We start from the raw sequence: 16,514 nt of genomic DNA, 5'->3' as shown, positions 1-16,514 counted from the left end.
TCAGACGCCAGACCAGAGGATGAAGCCGCTCAGATCGGTAAGTTGGGCGATTCCATTGAATACTTGCCCATCATCTGAGGCCTTCACTTTCCAGTCTCCAGCTACCCAACGTAGGGAGAGTACGGAGTGCGCCAGAGCGCCGTTGGGGAGTTTGATCGCAAGATCGACATCCGCTTCGGCGGGGCTGTAGGACTTGACCAGGAAGCCGCTGACTTGAGCGACCTCACCGCTTTTCGAAATTGAGGTCTGTGCCTTGGCTTGGGCCATGGCCGCATCGCGGCCGGGCCCAGGGACCACAAGCTTGTCGGCGAGCTTCAGCGAATCCTGTGTCGCTGAAGAACCAAGGGCGATCATGTTGACGGCGGCGTAGAGCGCTCCCGTCGGTGAATGGGCAAAGCAGGAGCGGAAGCCATCACCGTCAGTCAAACCAGGACCGAAAGTCTTTGGGTCGGTAGGGGCAGCCGTCTTGCCGACGAGCTCCCACTTGGACTTCGGCGCCGTTCCCAGTGCTGTGTCAGTGCTGGGGGGTAGCCCGCAGATGCTCTTGCCTCCCGCATCGACCGGAGATGACGGGGTTGCAGAGGCGCCGGAGGAGGGTGAAACGGGGGCCTGCTGGGCGGTGGCGTCGCCCTTGGGGAGCAGGAAGATGACGACGGTGGCCGCGAGGAGCGCCACGACCAGCGCCGCAGCGATGATGAACCCGGGTTTGGTGAAGGGGTTGGCCTCGGGGGTGCTTTCGGTGGACTGGCTCATGGTGAACCTCCCGTGTGGTGGTGGTTTAGACGAACGCGCGAACGATGCCGGAGGCGCCGGTGATGATGATGCAGCCCAGCAGTACCCAGCCGAGCTTGCCGATGGCCTGGGCTCCCTCGCCGCGCTGGAGCTGGATGACCATGCCGATACCGACGATGATCACGCCGAGCACGCCGAGGACCAGGCCGATACCGGAGGCCCAGTTCAGGATGGTGAGCAGGCCGCCGGCCTGGGCCGGGACAACGGGGGTCGGGTTGGGGATGAAGCTTGAGTCCAAGCGGGCCAGGGAGTTCATGGTGAGACCTTTCATTTGGTGGTGCTGGTGTCAGCTACGAGGGCAGCTATGTCGGTGGTGAAGCGTTGGTATTCGCGGGCCGAGGGGACACTGGGGGTGTCTTCGTGCCGCCACGCCTCGACCCAGGGCAGGGTCCAGAGACGGGGCGCTCCCCCGCCGACAATGGCGGCGAAGTCGCGAAGGGCTTTGGGCGTCTTGCCGGGGGCGTCGGCCAGGACGGCAAGACCGAGGAGGTCAACGGCCGGGGCAGCGCCGGAGGCCCACTGGGTGACGGCGCTGCGGGCCGCGGTCAGTCCGCGCATATCAGCGCGGCAGACCAGCAGCAGCTTCGGGGCGCTTCCGTCCTGCGGGACAGGCCAGCAGTGTCCGGAGGCTCGTGCGCCGTCCAGGATCTCCGCGAGCCGGCTTTCACCGGAGCCGCCGTGCGCGCCGGTGACCCAGAGGGCTGCGGTTCCGGCGACGGTCCGGCGGCCCAGCCGGTCAGCGGCGTCGGGTTCGACCATGCCCCGCAACGGGACGGTGATGGCCGCCGCCGGCGGGGCGTGTACCTCCGGTTCCGGCGTTTCCGTCTCGACGGCGGGGCGGCTGATCCAGGGGTTCAGGGTCTGCTGCATGGGTCCTCCTTTCGAATGTCCGTTGAGTGGGTGGTTAGAAGCCGGCGGCGACGGCGGCGGCCGCGGCGAGCCAGGCCCGCTGGGTGGCTGGCTGGAGGGCTTCGTACCGGATGGGTCCGTTGACCAGTGCCGGGTCGTAAGGGATGCGGACGACGGCGCGGACGAAGGGTTCGAAGCCCTTGGCGATCCGCTCTGCCTCGTCCTTGGCCCGCTTCAGGGCATCCCCGCTCATGGACCGTTTCGCGTCGGTGGACTCGGAGACGATCACGACCGCGTTGCGGGCCAGCTCCGCGTCGTGGCCGCCGCGGGATACGAGGGTCTGCAGCGTCAGCCGGGCGGCTTCGGCGCGGTCCTCGATGGCAGTGACGGGGACGACGAGCTGGTTGGTGTGGTCGATCATGCGTCGCCAGTTCGCGGCGCGGGCGGTGTTGCCCGAGTCCATGACAACTAGCCGGTAGTACCGGGTGAGTACCTGGTGGGCGATGTCGACTTCTTCGGCGGTGACTTCGTGGTCGCCTTCTTCGTTCTCATCGGAGCGGAGGACATCGAACTTGTCGGCCGTCTGGTGGTGGACGAACTTGGCGATTTCGGCCGCGTTCGTGGACGGGGACAGCAGCTCGGTCGAGGAATCGATCAGGTCCAGGACGCTGCGGTCGTGGGAGCCCTTTTCGGTTCGCCAGCCCAGCGTGCCCTGGGATTCGTTGTTATCCCACGCGACCGTGGCCGCGCCGCTGTAGCGGGCGAGGATGGCCGAGAGCATGACGACGGTGGGGGTCTTGTTGGCCCCTCCCTTGCGGTTGACCACGGCGATGGTGCGCGGGCCGGGCCAGTGCTGGCTGACCGTGCGGATGTCCTCGCGTTCGGAGAGTTCTTCATCGGAGGGGTTCATGCGGATGCCCAGGCGTGTGAGCGCACCGCGCCAGCCCTGGGTGGCCGGCTCGAGGACCGGGGCGCTGACCAGGAAGGAGGTGTCCTTCAGGCTGCGCCGCGTCGGAGCCGGCTCTTCCACTACAGCTTCGGTCACGGCCGAGGCCGCGGGCAGCCACGGCTGGGCATCGGCTACGGCAGCGTGAACCGGCGCTGTCTCTACAGGCTTGGCGGCGGGCTCCGGTGCCGTAAGAGGCGTGGTTTCGATGACGGCGGGGGCGGCGGTCTCCGGGGTGGTGGCGGGGGCTTCGGCCCGGCGGCGGGCTGTGCGGGGTTCGTAGGAGATGGATTCGATCTTGTTGTCCGGGTGGACGATGAGTTCGCCGTGGCCCTCGGGATCTTCGATCTGGACCCGGACGGGGCGCTGGAGCGTTTGCGCTTCACCGACGACCAGGGCCAGGGCGTTGTTGCGGAGGTCCTGCAGGGATTCCCCGGCGGGAACGATGCGGGAGTTGCCCGCGACGACGACCTCGGCGGTGCCGTTGTCGCGGACAATGGCCTTGATGCTGGGGAAGGCCAATACTTGCGTAGGGGTTGTACCCATCGGCTTGTTCCTTAGGTGTGAGAAGGGAAAAGGCGGTGACGTTCAGGATGCTGGCGGGGTGAGACGGTTGACCTTCCACGGAGCGTCCTTGCCCGTGCGGAGCAGGTGCAGCGTGTAGGTCCCGGCGTTCGTAGGGACCGAAGCGCTAGCGCCGTAGCCGTTGGCCTCATCGACGGACAAGGTGGCCGCTCCGGTGACGCGGGAGGCCGGGATATTCGAGGGATCCACGGAGGAATAGTCGGCCGTGGCCTGAGGCGTCAGCCAGCGGGCCAGATCGTTGGCCCACTGCTTCTCATCCAGAGTTGGCCGGGCGAAGTCGGTCATCGCGTTCTCGGCAACGTCCAGAGCGTCTTCCTTGCTGGCCTGGTCCCACGTGATGCCGATGGTGGCCGGTACCGTGCCGCCGGGTGCCTGGGGGCCGCTGTTGGCGCTCAACGAGACCGGGGCGGAAGCGGTGGGGCTGGCGCTGGAAGAGGACGCCGGCGCGGCCCCGGTGGACGCGGCAGGGGCGCAGGCCGCGCACAGCAGCGCCACCGCGATCAGGGTCAGGGGCTTCTTCACTTCGTCTCCTCTTGAATGGGCAGGTACAGGAAGGCTGAGGGGACCGTATTGGACACGGTCCGGGTGTAGTAGTTGTGGTCATCCGGGGCAGGGTTGCCGTTGTAGCCCTCTTCGACGTAAGTGCCGTTGTCCTTGACTTCCTTCACGACGCCGACGTGGCCGAAGTTGGGGTCCGCTCCCCCGGCACCTGGCGCGTACCAAACCACGGCACCGACCTTGGGTGCGCGGCCGGTGGGCCAGCCCTTGGCGTCCCAGCCGGCCTTCCACGTCAGGGCCGAACCCAGGCCCTGGCCATCGGGACGGAAGTTGCTGTTGAGGAACCTGAACGGTGCACTGGGGGAGCCCATCTGCTGGTTGACCCGCCACAGGGCGAAGTCCACGCACTCCCGGTAGTACATGCCCAGCGGTGAAGTGCTGGCCGCGTTGGCGCCGGCCTGCATCCAGGTCGGTGAGTTCTTCCACGGGTAGTCGTTCCCGGCGCCGGACTGGCCGGGGATTCCGCAGTCGCTTCCCTGCAGGGAGAACTTCGACGTCGAGAGGGCCTGGACGATTTTCACGGCCTCGGGCCAGTACTTCTGGTAGTGGTACGGGTCGGCGTTGCGCTGGACCTTGTTGGCCGCGATTGTCGGTTCCAGCAGTTCCCAACCCGCCACACCCTGCAGCGCCTTCATGAAGTTCGTGGCGCTCGTGGCCGGGTTCATGCGGTCCTTATAGGATCCCCACGCGCCGTTGCCGCGCTGCTGAAACAGGCCGCGGGAGTCGGGGCCGGCGGTATCGCCATTGTCCAGAACACGCAGGCCCGACTCCCCCAGGGCAACCATCACCGCGATCATCTGACCATTCACAGAAAGGTTCAAAGCCTTACCCGCCCCCATGATCAAAGCGGCATTCTTCAGCTGTTCCCGGGTGTAGCCGGCGACTTTGGTACTGGCATCCACGGAGACGGAAATTACCGGCCCGCAGTCGGCGGCCGCGGGCTTCGCAGGCCCCAAGAGCAGAAGCATCGAGGAAACGAGTCCTAGCAGGGCCACGGGGACAGCTACGGCTACGCCGGTGGCGAGCGGTTTGGCTTGCACGAGTGATCCCCCCTAGGTTTATCTAAAATATTGTAGCAATACTTTAAGTATTGCCCTAGCGACGGTCTAGGCCGCAGCTGCTAGCACTGCGCGACAAGTAGGATGTTCGATATGCCTCGACTGGTTAAGCCCGCCGACGCCGCCTGGAACGAGTCGGTAGCGACCGCTCAGGCGGTCTTCAGCAGCGGCATAAACCTGGCCCTGCTCCACCACTTGGCCGCCAGAGCTGTCCCGGCAACCCGGTCCGAACTTGCGGACGAGCTCAAGGACTTTTCGCCCGCAAGCCTGAGCAAGGCAGCGGGCGTCCTTGCCGCCGCTGGAGTTTTGAAGAAAACGCCCGTGCTCGGTCCAAGCTCCGGGCGCCTGAACCACGCATTCTCGGCAGATCTGCCTCGCATCGAGACGCTGATAGACAGCCTCCGGCGGTACGCGCTTGCGGCGGATAAGTAGCGCAGCGCATGGCTCGCCTCGTGGTGGTGCGGTAAGTAACGCTCCGTTGCTCTGCCGGGTTTAGCCTGCACGAGTGGTAGGTCATGACTCAAGGATAGCCAACCTTAGACATGTCTAAGGCACTCTCAGGAATCTAATCCGTGGATTTCATCTCTTCTTCGAGGATTTTGGCGATGGCCGAGGTGGCTTCAGGAGAAAGGTCCCCGAGAGCCCTGGCTGCAAAACTCCGGACTTCAGCGATTCTCATGGCTTTCAAGAGTTTGAGCTGAGCTTCCACTCGCGCCGGGAGAGTTGGATCTGAGTCGAGCAGGTAAGCGGGCGGGACGCCGAAGAACTCTGCGAGGGCGGAGAGGAGCTTTGGATCGGTTACGGTCGCCCCAGTTCCTTCGCGCATATAGAACCAGCGCGCCCGTGACAAGCCCACGCCCTTCTCGGCCAGGGCAGCTTGGATGTCAGCAAACTTGTACGGCTGGCCCCCTTCCGCAACCACGACGTCCATGAGGAGGTCCAGGCGGCGAGCCAATTCCTCCCGCCGCTGAGAGGCGTTGTCTTTGCGGTTCATGCGGCAGTCCTATCGGGGCTGGAGGGTGTTTGCGGCGTTTTCAGAGACTTCTCGGCATCAAGTAGTGCTGACTCATGTTGATTCCACGCTTCTTCCAAACCAACAGGGTCCACCAGGAGGCAGTCTCGCACCTCCGTGATGCGCCGCTGTAGCGCGGCATGCGGGTTGGAGCTCAATATGTCTTTGCCCGGCGACCCGCCCTGGTGGAGCACCAGGTTTGGGTTGCCGGCGGTGGAGGCCCTCCAAAGCGGCATGAGGCGAAACAGCCGCCACCGGGCGGACAGATCTGCTGATGTCGCCGCGGTAATTCCGACGAGCCGTGACGTAGAAAGTCCGGCAGCCACGCACACAACGGAGACAGCCTGACCGGCGCCATAGAACGGAGAGAAAGATTCCTGTCCCGCGTGGTCCGTTACCAGCTGCAGCAAGGACCGGACCGCAAGGAGCGAGATTGCACCGAAGCAACCGGCGCACACAAGAAAGAACCCGAGGCGGAAAGCGGAGGACATTTTGCTCAGGTGACCGATTACAGACCGGATGACACTAGCGCTTGTGTAGGCGATGAAGAACGAAGCGGCCAGCAGGAACGCGGTCATGCCGGGCTGGGACCCGTACGTGCGGATCAGCGAGGGACTGGTGACCGGTAGGTCGCTGCTTGAAAAGCCGACCACGACGATGAGCGATGAGGCGATCCAGGCGATCCTATGGCGTCGTTCCTTGCGCAGATCCTGCAGCCCCGAGGCCGGCCCAGCAGCGTTGGTTACTGCCGTGTAGAGCTGGGCGAACGCGGCCAGGACGCATAGGGAGAGAATCAGGCCAGCCAGGTTTCGGTTGCCTGTGAGGGAATCCACGAAGATGTAGACGGGTTCGATGTAAAGCGTAAAACCGGCTGTGGCGAAAGCCGACGCCAAAAAGGCTGGCCGGGCCGGCCGGTTCCAGAGGCCGGAGAGTCTGAGCAGGGTCAAAATCCCTAAGCTGACCGCAACCACAATGCTCGTCATCCGAATACCTCTGCAAACCTGGATGGCTCATCTAGCGGCCGCAGATGAGAGCGCCACATCCTGTCCATCACTATGTCCGCAAAAGTCTCCGCCCGCTTCTCCTCCGCCACTGTGAAGGTGGCGCAGCTCGCCGACCTTCGACGGCCTAGTAGCTTCGGCTCCGAAGCTTCGACCTGCAATTGGTTAGTGACCATCGAAGCGCCCAGGAGTGGCATTGGGCGGGTGACGTTTCCGCGGGCCTGTTCGTGGTGGCCCAAGAGAAGGTGTCCAAATTCGTGGCACACGAAGTGATCCTCACGCCGGCGCTCATCTGCGGGGGCGAAAAGGATTAGATCCACCGCTGCGTTGCAGTAGGTCATGGCGCATACCGGGCTGCCGGCAAGTTCTTCGGTTCGACGGACCACAAGCTTTCTCGCTCGTCGGGACGATACTGCCTCCCTCAGGACGTCCAGCGTCAGCTTCTCGGGCAGCCCGAGCTCGGCGATGGTCGACTGAACCGTCGCGACATAGCTCGGCATCATCAGCGGGGTCATGATTTCCCCGGACCCAGATCCTCCAACACGTACCCCGAGGGGTACTGCGAGGAGCCCGAGAGACCGGGCCGGAACCGCGGGGTCTGCCTCAGCGGACGAACCGCCGTGATGGTTGCCTTCAGCCGCAGTAGACCGCTCAGCACTGCCTTGACGACAGTATTGGGGCGAGGCAGTCCCAGAGCTTCAGACTGACGCGGATCGTCCAGCATCGCCGAGAGGAGAGTTTCAGTGGCCGGCCGGAGGGGTTTAGGAAGCCGAGCCCGAAGAACACCCAAGGTAGAGTCCATGAGTTCCAGCCCAGCCGGGCTGGCAGCGACATGCTTTCTCTCGTAGTCATCGAGGAACGCGGCGGCACCAGCGAAGTCGCTTGGGATGTCGTGAAGGCCCATGCGCTCTCCGAGGGCTGAGAAAAAATCAACAGCGGCCTGCTTCTCGGTGTCCAGAGATGCCCGCCAAGCATGGCGGTCGGCCCACCGGATCGGAACGACGAGCATCGTCATAAGGACATAAACGAAGTCTGCGTTGCGGCCGGGCACTCCCCTGTGCACATTGCGCAGGAGGGTGACCATAGCTGCGCCCCGTTCACTGTCTAGGCCGCCAGCGATGATTTCGTAGATGACTATCGCCGTGTCGTAGGAGCGCTTTTGCGGACGTGAACGGATCTCCCCCGTGGCGGCCAGCGTCCCGGCCAGCGAAGGGATGGAAAAGTTGCGGTAGTAAGCAAGGAAGAATCCCAGGTCCATATCCTCAGCCAGGTCGAAGAGGACGAATCTGCGATAGATCTCTTCAAACTGGCTGCGGCTGAGCGTCCCCTGGCGCTTGAGGCTTTCTGCTCGGCTTTTGTGCATCGAATCAAACTCCAGCAAGAGAGGCCACAGGTGCGAAAAGGCTGAACCCAGGCCGGACGTCAGTGCTCAAGATAGAGCACCCGCACCATGTGTAACCTTAGACATGTCCAAGGTCCGATTATAGTGGTTCACGGCCGAAGGTGGCCCGGGGGAGGTCTCGGCAACCGACACGCCGGGACCTAAATCCCACTTAAGGCAATCTGATTCATGTGTTCTTGGACTTGTAACTTCGGTCCTGGGAGGGAACATGCCACAGCGCAGCAAGGGAGAGCGACACGTCATAACGGCGCGGTTGCCGATTTCCGACGCAGAAAAGCTGGCCGCCGTCGTGGATGCGACGAAGGAGAGCCGGAGCGACCTCATCGCTCGACTCGTGCACGCCCACTTGAAGACTATTGACCTCGATCGACTCACCGGCCAGGAGGCCCTGCCTATTGCTAAGGCGAGTTAAAGACTGAAGGCCCGCACTAGGCGGGCCTTCAAAAAGTATGGCGTTCAGATCTCGTTCTTGGCGGGATTCGATCTGAACTTTCAAAAGCTCCCCGCGAGGGGCGCTCCATTTGCTATACCCCGAAGGGAGTAACTGTTGTCTATGGTACCTGCCGCTGTCGCGGCGTCAACAACTGACGTGCCGCTGTCGGCGCGTCAAGTCACGCCAGAGCTCGCGTGGCGTCTTGCCCCGCTGATTGCGGGAGCCCCGACGTACCGGCGGGGCCGATGGATTAAGGGCCGCTTCCAGTACCCAGGTCCGGCTGTGGCGCCGAAGATCACGGCCGCACTCCCCAAACAGCCGGCAGCTGTGCACGTTCACGGGTCGGACGGGTCCGTTGCCACCCTTTGTATTGACCTGGATACCTCCAAAGCTCTGCAGGAGGTTGTGGACGACGACGCCAGACGCCTCGGGGAGCTGCTGGAGAGCTGCGGGATCCGCTACGTTGCGGACTACTCCCCCAGCGGCGGCCGGCACCTGTACGTCCCGCTCGTGGAACGTGTCGGCGCGGCCGAGGCCCGCGAGGTCGTGGAAGCCATGACGCTACTGGCTCCCAGCCTCGACCCGGGCCCTCACCAGAACGTCACGGACGGCTGTATTCGCGTCCCGGGATCAGCTCATAAGTCCGGCGGCCACCAGATCCTCACCACTCCCCTGGCCACCGCGTACGACACGCTGCGGCGACGGAATGCGGCCGACACATGGAATGCCCTGCTCCGGGCACTGGCCCCGGAGCTGCGCCGCCGCCGTGACCTGAAGGCCCGCGAGGCCAAACTTGCCACAGTGGCCTCAGCCCCTGGCACCAGCTCGCTCTCCTTTGGCGGCAGCCAATCCCCCTTGCGCGTCCTCGCCCGCACGGGCCTGTACGACGCCAACCGCTACCCCAGCCCCTCAGAGGCCCGCATGGCGGTCCTGAACCACTTCGCCGCGTGTGGGTGGACCCTGGACCAGGTCCAGCGGGAGATGACCGGCCAGTTCCCCGGTCTCGCTGCCCTCTACAAGGACACCAGCCACCGCGACCGCCTCCTGGACAAGGAGTGGGCGAACGCCTGCGGCTGGGTCCAGAAAAAGCCGACCTCCAAAACTGGAGAGACTAGTTCCCTTATTAACGACACAAGCCAGCCAAAGCCCACAGGGGGGGCAATCAAACTAGCCAGCAAAGCTGGCGTGCACCAGCTCGTAAACGATCTTGAAAATGTGCTCTACGCAGCCCTTGACCACCGGCTCAAAGAACACGGCAGAGAGGGCCTAAGCCTGCGGCTACTCCTTCGCGCAGTCCTGGGCTACATGCGAACAATGGAAACGGAGCTGCTCGATGTTGGCTGCAGGACCTTTGCCAGCGCACTCGGCAAGCACCACGGCACCGTAGCCAGGCTCCTGCGCGTCCTGGAAGGCGCCTCAGACGGCATCTTGACGAAAGTATCCGACGCCCGGGGCCGCAACGCTGACACCTACCTGGTCCAACTACCACAGCACTACGAGCAACTGGCCCGGGACCTCTCTTGGCGGCGGGGGAAGATCTACGGCATCCGTCCCGTATTTCGTGTGCTGGGCGATGTAGCGGCCTTGTCCTACGAAGCCATCGAACGCGGCCGCTTCTCCCCCACTACGGCAGACATTGTCCGCTCGACAGCCCTAAGCCGGTCAGCCGTAGACAAGGCCCTGGCAGAGATGGCAGCCCACAACATGATCCAACGCACCGACGGATGCTGGTTCCTGGTAGCTGCCACCGGTCTCAACGACCTGGCACGCCGTCTGGGCGCCCTCGATGACGCTGCCGAACAGATCACAAGACACCGCCTGCAGCGCGCCCGGTGGCACGCATGGCTGGACAGGCACCTCTCCTCTGAGCTATCTGAGACCGAGCTGTACGACGCGGAAACCGAAACCCACTGGCTGCCACCGGATGACGACGACGACGCCTACCCCGGATATGTGTGGAAGGCAGCATGAGCCACCCGCATTACTGTCAATACACCTAATAACAGTAATGCGGGTAATGCTTGCAAAGACGGCAAAGACAGTGTTGACTGTAAAAACGGCTTTGACTGTATTAAAGTCAAATCACGTAAAGACAGTAATAACAGTAAAGACAGCAACGACAGTAGGGCGGGCAAGATGGCAGCTCCAGTAGAGTTCGACCGGACAGGCATGGAGCGAATCTGCGGGTTCGTCAACGGCAAGGGCGGCGTCCTCAAGACGACCCTGACGGCCAACATTGGTGCGCTGCTGGCGAGCTTTGGCTGGAAGGTTCTCCTCGTGGATATGGATCCACAGGGCAACCTTGGCCTCGACCTCGGATACCGGCACGAGTCCCAGGATGATGACGGAACGGGCCTCGCACAAAGCCTCGTCTTCGGCCAACCGTTGACCCCATTGAAAGACGTTCGCCCAAACCTCGACGTCGTGCCCGGAGGAAGCTCACTCGATGAGGCCGGCGCCGGCCTCATCTCCCAGTCCAGCCGTGACGGACGCAAGTCGAAGCTGGCCCTGGCGCGGTCTCTTGCCCCCATCGCCGCGGACTACGACATCATCCTCATCGACTGCCCGCCCGGCAATGAACCGCTCCAGGTCGCCGCCCTCGGCGCAGCGGCCTACGTTGTGGTGCCTACAAAAACGGACAAGGCCGGCCGAGAAGGGCTTCTCGGAGTGGCTAAGCGCTTGGATACAGTCCTGGATGTGAACCCCAACCTCGACCTCCTGGGCGTCATCATCACCGCCACTTCCTCGACGGCAACGAACGTCCACCGGACAACCCGGGAATCGATCACGGAAACGTTCGGCGATGATTCAGTGCTGTTCAAGGGCATGGTTCGTCACGCAGAAGCGCCAGCGCAGGCCGCCCGGGACAGGGGAGTGCTCATTCACGAGCTCGAGGAACAGGTTAAGGCTGCACCGAAGTGGTGGGAAGTTCGCAAGGGCACCGCGGAAGCGGGGCAGAGTCAGCCACGGTCCGCCGCTAACGTCGCAGAAGACCTCTACCAAGTCACACATGAACTCGTCGCCCGCCTGGAAGCAGCTGAGAAGAGGAACGCATCATGACCGAATCCACCCGCAACCCCATAGGCCCGCCTCCGCGCAGGGCCGCTGCTGCGCCCGCCGTCCAGAACTTGGTCAAGGCAAACAGGAATCCGGCACCCGCTGAAGCGGTGGCGCCGGCCCAGAAGGCTCAGCCGGCCTCGGCGTCCAAGCAGATCACGTTCTACATGGCCGCCGACGATTTGAAGAGGGCCAAAGCGGCGTATACCGCGACGAGCGGGCAGGAGATGGACCGGAGTTGGTCCGACTTCATCTCGCGCGCAGTCCTCATGGAGGTGGCCCGACGCGAGCGGGTCTATAACGAGGGCGAGAACTTCCCTGGAGGCACGCAGAACCTGGCCCCGGGCCGGCGAATCCAGCCCTAATGCCGTCAATACTGTCTTTGACAGTATTGACGGGGGAGGGCTACTGGTCGGTGCGGATCACGACGAGCTTGTACCCCTCGGGGATCCTTGCGTGCAGGGCTTCCTTGGCTTCCTCGTAGCTCCCACCTTGGACGCTGAGGTGGTCGTAGGTGCCGTCGGGAGCTTGGATGGTGCCGGCGATTTCCACCTGACCACCTTAGTCCCGGACAGCCTCTATGCACCCTCAAAGGCTTCGACTTCCGCGGCATCCAGAAGCACTGTCGCCGTCGCGCCCGTTGCACGGGCTAGGTCGTCGACGGCGTTGAAGTGGACCCTGGCGAGGGCGATGGCAACCAGCTCAAGGTATTCAGCGCCGTTGCGCTGTTTCAGGTCGCCCAGATAGCCCCGCATGCGCCCTTCCAGGGCGCCGGGGCCCTCCGATTCTTCTGCCGCGAGCCGTGTCAGCGTCAAGGCCGCCAGGGCCGGGCTGTCGTAGATGAGTCCCATGGGCCAACGCTACGCACGCGGGCGGCCCCGTCAAGGGCCGGCCCTAGTCCCAGCGGTGGGCTTCCAGAGCGCGGACCAGGGGAGCGGGGTCCTTCTCCAGCTGGTCGACGGGACGGGTCCCGGCCAAGGCCCGGGAGGGCGTGGCCATCCAGATCGTAAAGTAGTTGTGTGGCACCTTCAGGTCCATGGCCCGCTGGAACAGTGTTGTGACGACGGGCTGGAGCTGCCCTCCAGGGAGGAACTGAAAGCCCGGGCAGTACGTCCTTTCTCCGATGATCTGTTTACCGGACTAAGTTGACGGTTTACGGCGCGTGTCGCCTGCATGAGGCGAGCCCGTCAGCGTCATGCTTTGGTCATGGATCTCTCGGATCGCAGTTGGGATCGGCATCGAGCGGAGGGACTCACTGTCGCGAACGTCGGGCGGGTGATTCCTCGCCCCGGTGTTCCTGGCTTCGTGGTCCTCGACGCGATGGGAGAGGAGTTCGCTCCCGCCACGGAGTATCTGCTTGAGCTGGCAGCGACGGACCGTTCGCCTCAAACGGTACGAACCTATGCCTTGTCCTTGCTTCGGTTCCTTCGATTTTTGTGGGCTATCGGGGTCAACTGGGAGCAGGCAACGTCCCTTGAAGCGCGCGACTTCGTGTTGTGGGCGCGCCAGGCCGAGAAGTTCGTCGGGAATCGTAACGTCCCTCAGCGGCGGGGGAGCCGGAACCTTGTCACGGGAAAGAGGCATCTCGGAGTGCGTTACTCACCCTCGACGATCAACCACACGACGACCGTGTGTAAGGAGTTTTACGCTTTCCAGCTTCGGGTGGGTGAGGGGCCCATCGTGAATCCTTTCGAGCTGCGCCGCGGGCGATCCCATGCGCATCATGATCCTCAGCGGGAGTTTGCCCCGGTGCGGCGCCAGCCCTTGCGTCAGCGCGAGGCGCGCCGGGTGCCAAGATCAATCCCGGATGGGAAGTTCAACGATCTGTTTCGCCGTTTGCGGTCCAACAGGGACCGGGCGTTGGTGGCGTTTTATGTCAGCAGTGGTGCACGGGCGAGCGAGCTGCTCGGGATCACGGGTGACAGGGTCAACGTGGGTGACCAGCTAATCGGCGTTTACCGCAAAGGTGGTCAGCTGCAATGGTTGCCCGCTTCGCCTGATGCTTTCGTATGGCTTCGGCTCTATCAGCTCGAAGGAAGCGTCGCCGGCCCGGATGAGCCGGTTTGGCTCACGCTGCGGGGCGAGCCCCGTCCTCTGTCCTACGAAGCCATGCGCGCCGTACTGAGACGCTGTAATGACCTGCTCGGTTCGAACTGGACGCTGCACGATCTGCGGCACACGTTCGCGATCAGAGCGCTCGAGGGCGGGATGGGTCTTCACGAAGTCCAGGAGTTACTGGGTCACCAGTCGCTGATTACGACCACGGTCTACGCGGTTCCGCATATGGAGGAAGTTATCGCGCATTACCGGGCCCATCTCAGCAGCAGGAATGCCCCTGCTGCTGACAGTTCGCCGGCCGGTCAGCCCTATAACCCAGATGAGTTGCGCGTGCTTTGGGGGAACCAGTGACAACTCCGCCCAGCAATAAGATCCAGACCGCACGACGAAGCTGGAATGACCACACACCGCCACCACAGGAACAACAACCGCCTGCACTGCAACCCATCCCTGACGGACCGCTGACCAGCGCCAGCATTGAGGACATCATCAACAGCCTCAAGGACTGCCGTCCGTACTGGCCACATCTGGGTGATCACGGGGCGCGCATTAGGCGCCTCCTCACACATTTGAGGCAGTTGCCGGGTGAAACCTGGCAGGACCGCTGGGCGCTGTTCGAGGGCCAGGTCGGGGATGACGCTCTGACGTGGAGGCTCAGGATCGCCGGCGGCTCAAGCAAGAACACGAAGAATCGTAACGAGGTCGAAGGACTCAACGCGGCAATCGGACCGCTGCTGGCCCTGGATGTCATGCGCCCGTCCCACCGGTGGCTCGCGGGTCAGCGCTTTGCCTTCTGGAAAGCACTCAGCCGGTTCCGGGATGCCGCCCACACAGCTGAACTTGAGAACGCCCTCGTCCACGCGAAGGCTTCACCGGCCCAGGCCACTGCCGGGATCCTCACCCTGGGTCGCGTTCAGGCCCATACGGGCAAATCGATCCGCCAGCTCACAGCCGAAGACATCCTCGACCTGACAGCCCAGCTTCCCGGGAAGCTGATCGACGTCAGCCGCAGCGGGCTGACTGCCGTATGGCCGGTGCTGCACGAGAGGGGATGGATCAGACACGATTCCGGGACCCTGCCTACACGGCTCCGCGTCGGACCGAAAACAGTGGATGAGATGGTCGACTACTATGGCATCACTGGCCCCTGCCGGGAACCATTCATTCGCTATCTGCAGGTCCGGTCGGCTGGCCTTGACTACTCCTCGCTCTGTGCTTTGGGTAGGTATCTGGCAGGCCTCTTCTTCGCCGACATCGTCAGGCACTACCCAGGCCATCGCAGCTTCGCACTGACTCCGGACCAGGCAGCTGGCTGGAAAGCCAGGGTCAAAGTTAAGGCCGATGGCTCGCCGCGCCGGGAAGTTTACAGCGTCTTTTTCTCCGTCCGGGCGTTCTATCTCGACATCAGCCAGTGGGCACTCGAAGATGCCTACTGGGCGCAATGGGCCGCCCCAAGCCCCGTAACCTTCGCGGAGACCCGTGGTTACGTGAAGCACCGGCGCGCGACCATCGCAACGATGCAACAGCGGACCCGTGAACTGGCTCCCGTGTTGCCCCGTCTGGTGGAGGCTGCCGAACAGGCCCTCCGCGCAGCAGAAGCAACCCTGGCGAATGCCAAGACGGCCGGCGCCGGCCAAACTATCGACATGGACGGTGAGGCTTGGGAAGTCTTCCAGAGCAGTCAACATGCGCATGTCCGGATTCGGCGTAATGGAAAGGACCGGGACCTGTCCTTTGAAGAGGACAACGCCTTCTGGACCTGGGCGCTTGTTGAGACACTACGACACACCGGTGCACGGATCGAAGAAGTCCTTGAGTTGGTGCACATGAGCATCCAGCCATACAAGGTTCCAGGGACCGGGGAGACCATACCGCTGCTGCACTTCGCTCCGAGCAAGACCGACACTGAGCGTCTGATGGTGGCAGGCCCCGAACTCGTGCACGTGCTCTACCGGGTGCTGTCGCGTGTCACCAAGGACGCTGGTGGTGCACCGCTGACACAGCGATGGGACTCAGCTGAGAAAGTGCTGAGCTCACCTCTTCCGCACCTGTTCGTCCGCCGCCGTGGCGCCGGACCGCCGAACGTAATGACGACGGCCACCGTCTCCACGCTGCTCAATGACTTGGCGGCACGCGCGCATATCAAGGTCAGCGGTGCCGAGGTCCGGTTCACCCCGCACGATTTCCGTCGCATCTTCGCGACCGAGGCACTTGCCAGCGGGTTGCCTCCACACATCGTGCAGGTGCTGATGGGGCACGCCAGTCTGGCGACGACCCAGGGATACGCAGCGATTTATCCCAGGGACGTCATACGACACCACCGCACCTTCATCGAAAAGCGACGGGTCATTCGGCCCACCGAAGAATACCGCGAACCAACAGCCGCCGAATGGGACGAATTCGAGGCCCACTTCGTGCAACGCAAACTCAGCCTGGGAAGCTGCGGACGCGCATATGGAACAGGCTGCCAGCACGAACATGCCTGTCTGCGCTGCGCCCTGCTGCGTCCTGACCCGGCCCAGACAGAACGACTGCAGGACATCATCGACAACCTTCGTGACCGCATCACCGAAGCCAAACAGCACGGCTGGATCGGAGACGTTGAAGGCCTGCGGGTCACGCTGAGCAGCGCAGAAATAAAGCTGGCGCAAATGTTCAAGATGCAAAGCCAAAAAGACCGAACAACCGTAGACCTCGGAACCCCGCGAATCCGAGCCATAAGGGAACCAGGTCAAGCAAAAGAGGATAAGTAGGTTGGCAGCA

The 16,514-nt window shown here is 63.3% G+C and carries 19 protein-coding genes; 6 read left to right on the top strand and 13 right to left on the bottom strand.

Annotation, left to right across the window (positions count from 1 at the left end; translation table 11 throughout):
- From AB0O44_RS15545 to AB0O44_RS15520, 6 genes are read right to left on the bottom strand one after another with little or no spacing between them, the layout of a single operon-like run.
- Entirely contained in the window at positions 1-753 is a 753-nt protein-coding gene (locus tag AB0O44_RS15545; protein WP_364138909.1) for a hypothetical protein, read from the bottom strand.
- A 25-nt stretch (positions 754-778) separates the two neighbouring features.
- Entirely contained in the window at positions 779-1,048 is a 270-nt protein-coding gene (locus AB0O44_RS15540) for a hypothetical protein (RefSeq protein ID WP_188572794.1), read from the bottom strand.
- An 11-nt stretch (positions 1,049-1,059) separates the two neighbouring features.
- Positions 1,060-1,662 carry a DUF6668 family protein gene (locus tag AB0O44_RS15535; RefSeq protein ID WP_364138908.1) on the bottom strand — a complete coding sequence of 201 codons (603 nt, stop codon included), beginning with the start codon at positions 1,660-1,662 and terminating at the stop codon, positions 1,060-1,062.
- 34 nt (positions 1,663-1,696) lie between these two features.
- On the bottom strand, positions 1,697-3,133 hold the full coding sequence (locus AB0O44_RS15530; protein WP_364138907.1) for a chromosome partitioning protein ParA: 1,437 nt from the start codon (positions 3,131-3,133) through the stop codon (positions 1,697-1,699).
- Between the two features lie 42 nt (positions 3,134-3,175).
- Positions 3,176-3,694 (bottom strand): hypothetical protein, encoded by a 519-nt coding sequence (locus AB0O44_RS15525; RefSeq protein WP_364138906.1) that lies wholly within the window; start codon positions 3,692-3,694, stop codon positions 3,176-3,178.
- Positions 3,691-4,698 carry a CHAP domain-containing protein gene (locus AB0O44_RS15520; protein ID WP_364138904.1) on the bottom strand — a complete coding sequence of 336 codons (1,008 nt, stop codon included), beginning with the start codon at positions 4,696-4,698 and terminating at the stop codon, positions 3,691-3,693. The genes AB0O44_RS15525 and AB0O44_RS15520 overlap by 4 nt, the downstream gene beginning before the upstream one ends.
- 183 nt (positions 4,699-4,881) lie before the next feature.
- Between AB0O44_RS15520 and AB0O44_RS15515 the strand changes: the two genes are divergently transcribed.
- Positions 4,882-5,220 (top strand): hypothetical protein, encoded by a 339-nt coding sequence (locus AB0O44_RS15515; protein ID WP_364138902.1) that lies wholly within the window; start codon positions 4,882-4,884, stop codon positions 5,218-5,220.
- A 133-nt stretch (positions 5,221-5,353) separates the two neighbouring features.
- On the opposite strand, the gene AB0O44_RS15510 is transcribed toward AB0O44_RS15515, so the two are convergent.
- Genes AB0O44_RS15510 through AB0O44_RS15495 form a run of 4 tightly spaced genes read right to left on the bottom strand, consistent with a single transcriptional unit; the run spans position 5,354 to position 8,182 of the window.
- Positions 5,354-5,782, bottom strand: a complete 429-nt coding sequence (locus tag AB0O44_RS15510; RefSeq protein ID WP_364138901.1) for a hypothetical protein — start codon at positions 5,780-5,782, stop codon at positions 5,354-5,356.
- Positions 5,779-6,783 carry an MAB_1171c family putative transporter gene (locus AB0O44_RS15505; protein WP_364138900.1) on the bottom strand — a complete coding sequence of 335 codons (1,005 nt, stop codon included), beginning with the start codon at positions 6,781-6,783 and terminating at the stop codon, positions 5,779-5,781. The genes AB0O44_RS15510 and AB0O44_RS15505 overlap by 4 nt, the downstream gene beginning before the upstream one ends.
- Positions 6,780-7,316, bottom strand: coding sequence for a hypothetical protein (locus AB0O44_RS15500; RefSeq protein ID WP_364138899.1), 537 nt, complete (start codon positions 7,314-7,316; stop codon positions 6,780-6,782). Before AB0O44_RS15500 ends, AB0O44_RS15505 begins: the two co-directional genes overlap by 4 nt.
- Positions 7,313-8,182: an oxygenase MpaB family protein gene (locus AB0O44_RS15495; RefSeq protein WP_364138898.1), complete on the bottom strand. Its 870-nt coding sequence runs from the start codon at positions 8,180-8,182 to the stop codon at positions 7,313-7,315. Before AB0O44_RS15495 ends, AB0O44_RS15500 begins: the two co-directional genes overlap by 4 nt.
- Positions 8,183-9,041: 859 nt before the next feature.
- On the opposite strand from AB0O44_RS15495, the gene AB0O44_RS15490 reads away from it, so the two are divergent.
- From AB0O44_RS15490 to AB0O44_RS15480, 3 genes are all read left to right on the top strand, one after another.
- On the top strand, positions 9,042-10,607 hold the full coding sequence (locus AB0O44_RS15490) for a hypothetical protein (protein ID WP_364138896.1): 1,566 nt from the start codon (positions 9,042-9,044) through the stop codon (positions 10,605-10,607).
- A gap of 165 nt (positions 10,608-10,772) precedes the next feature.
- A complete protein-coding gene (locus AB0O44_RS15485) occupies positions 10,773-11,696 on the top strand; it encodes a ParA family protein (RefSeq protein WP_364138894.1) in 924 nt (307 codons plus the stop codon).
- Positions 11,693-12,058: a hypothetical protein gene (locus AB0O44_RS15480; protein WP_364138893.1), complete on the top strand. Its 366-nt coding sequence runs from the start codon at positions 11,693-11,695 to the stop codon at positions 12,056-12,058. Before AB0O44_RS15485 ends, AB0O44_RS15480 begins: the two co-directional genes overlap by 4 nt.
- 40 nt (positions 12,059-12,098) lie before the next feature.
- On the opposite strand, the gene AB0O44_RS15475 is transcribed toward AB0O44_RS15480, so the two are convergent.
- From AB0O44_RS15475 to AB0O44_RS15465, 3 genes are read right to left on the bottom strand one after another with little or no spacing between them, the layout of a single operon-like run.
- Positions 12,099-12,245 carry a hypothetical protein gene (locus tag AB0O44_RS15475; RefSeq protein WP_364138891.1) on the bottom strand — a complete coding sequence of 49 codons (147 nt, stop codon included), beginning with the start codon at positions 12,243-12,245 and terminating at the stop codon, positions 12,099-12,101.
- 26 nt (positions 12,246-12,271) lie between these two features.
- The gene (locus tag AB0O44_RS15470) at positions 12,272-12,544 is read right to left on the bottom strand and encodes a hypothetical protein (RefSeq protein WP_364138889.1); all 273 of its coding nucleotides are present in this window, start codon (positions 12,542-12,544) and stop codon (positions 12,272-12,274) included.
- Positions 12,545-12,587: 43 nt separating this feature from the next.
- Positions 12,588-12,719: a hypothetical protein gene (locus tag AB0O44_RS15465; protein WP_364138887.1), complete on the bottom strand. Its 132-nt coding sequence runs from the start codon at positions 12,717-12,719 to the stop codon at positions 12,588-12,590.
- Positions 12,720-12,899: 180 nt separating this feature from the next.
- Here AB0O44_RS15465 and AB0O44_RS15460 point away from each other — a divergent pair, with 180 nt between their 5' ends.
- On the top strand, positions 12,900-14,102 hold the full coding sequence (locus tag AB0O44_RS15460; RefSeq protein WP_364138886.1) for a tyrosine-type recombinase/integrase: 1,203 nt from the start codon (positions 12,900-12,902) through the stop codon (positions 14,100-14,102).
- A complete protein-coding gene (locus AB0O44_RS15455; RefSeq protein ID WP_364138885.1) occupies positions 14,099-16,504 on the top strand; it encodes a tyrosine-type recombinase/integrase in 2,406 nt (801 codons plus the stop codon). The genes AB0O44_RS15460 and AB0O44_RS15455 overlap by 4 nt, the downstream gene beginning before the upstream one ends.
- The last annotated feature ends 10 nt before the right edge of the window (positions 16,505-16,514 follow it).

The organism is Arthrobacter sp. NPDC080082 (genome assembly GCF_040686595.1).
Classification (GTDB): domain Bacteria; phylum Actinomycetota; class Actinomycetes; order Actinomycetales; family Micrococcaceae; genus Arthrobacter.
Note: the sequence above shows the minus strand (reverse complement) of the source record. Positions and strands in the feature narration are given on the sequence as shown.

Bases quoted from the DNA above. Each gene is read 5' to 3' on its own strand.
- AB0O44_RS15460 (WP_364138886.1), top strand. From the start codon at position 12,900: ATGGATCTCTCGGATCGCAGTTGGGATCGGCATCGAGCGGAGGGACTC.
- AB0O44_RS15505 (WP_364138900.1), bottom strand. From the start codon at position 6,783: ATGACGAGCATTGTGGTTGCGGTCAGCTTAGGGATTTTGACCCTGCTC.
- AB0O44_RS15510 (WP_364138901.1), bottom strand. From the start codon at position 5,782: ATGAACCGCAAAGACAACGCCTCTCAGCGGCGGGAGGAATTGGCTCGC.
- AB0O44_RS15545 (WP_364138909.1), bottom strand. From the start codon at position 753: ATGAGCCAGTCCACCGAAAGCACCCCCGAGGCCAACCCCTTCACCAAA.
- AB0O44_RS15485 (WP_364138894.1), top strand. From the start codon at position 10,773: ATGGCAGCTCCAGTAGAGTTCGACCGGACAGGCATGGAGCGAATCTGC.
- AB0O44_RS15535 (WP_364138908.1), bottom strand. From the start codon at position 1,662: ATGCAGCAGACCCTGAACCCCTGGATCAGCCGCCCCGCCGTCGAGACG.
- AB0O44_RS15515 (WP_364138902.1), top strand. From the start codon at position 4,882: ATGCCTCGACTGGTTAAGCCCGCCGACGCCGCCTGGAACGAGTCGGTA.
- AB0O44_RS15470 (WP_364138889.1), bottom strand. From the start codon at position 12,544: ATGGGACTCATCTACGACAGCCCGGCCCTGGCGGCCTTGACGCTGACA.
- AB0O44_RS15530 (WP_364138907.1), bottom strand. From the start codon at position 3,133: ATGGGTACAACCCCTACGCAAGTATTGGCCTTCCCCAGCATCAAGGCC.
- AB0O44_RS15480 (WP_364138893.1), top strand. From the start codon at position 11,693: ATGACCGAATCCACCCGCAACCCCATAGGCCCGCCTCCGCGCAGGGCC.
- AB0O44_RS15520 (WP_364138904.1), bottom strand. From the start codon at position 4,698: ATGCTTCTGCTCTTGGGGCCTGCGAAGCCCGCGGCCGCCGACTGCGGG.
- AB0O44_RS15540 (WP_188572794.1), bottom strand. From the start codon at position 1,048: ATGAACTCCCTGGCCCGCTTGGACTCAAGCTTCATCCCCAACCCGACC.
- AB0O44_RS15500 (WP_364138899.1), bottom strand. From the start codon at position 7,316: ATGACCCCGCTGATGATGCCGAGCTATGTCGCGACGGTTCAGTCGACC.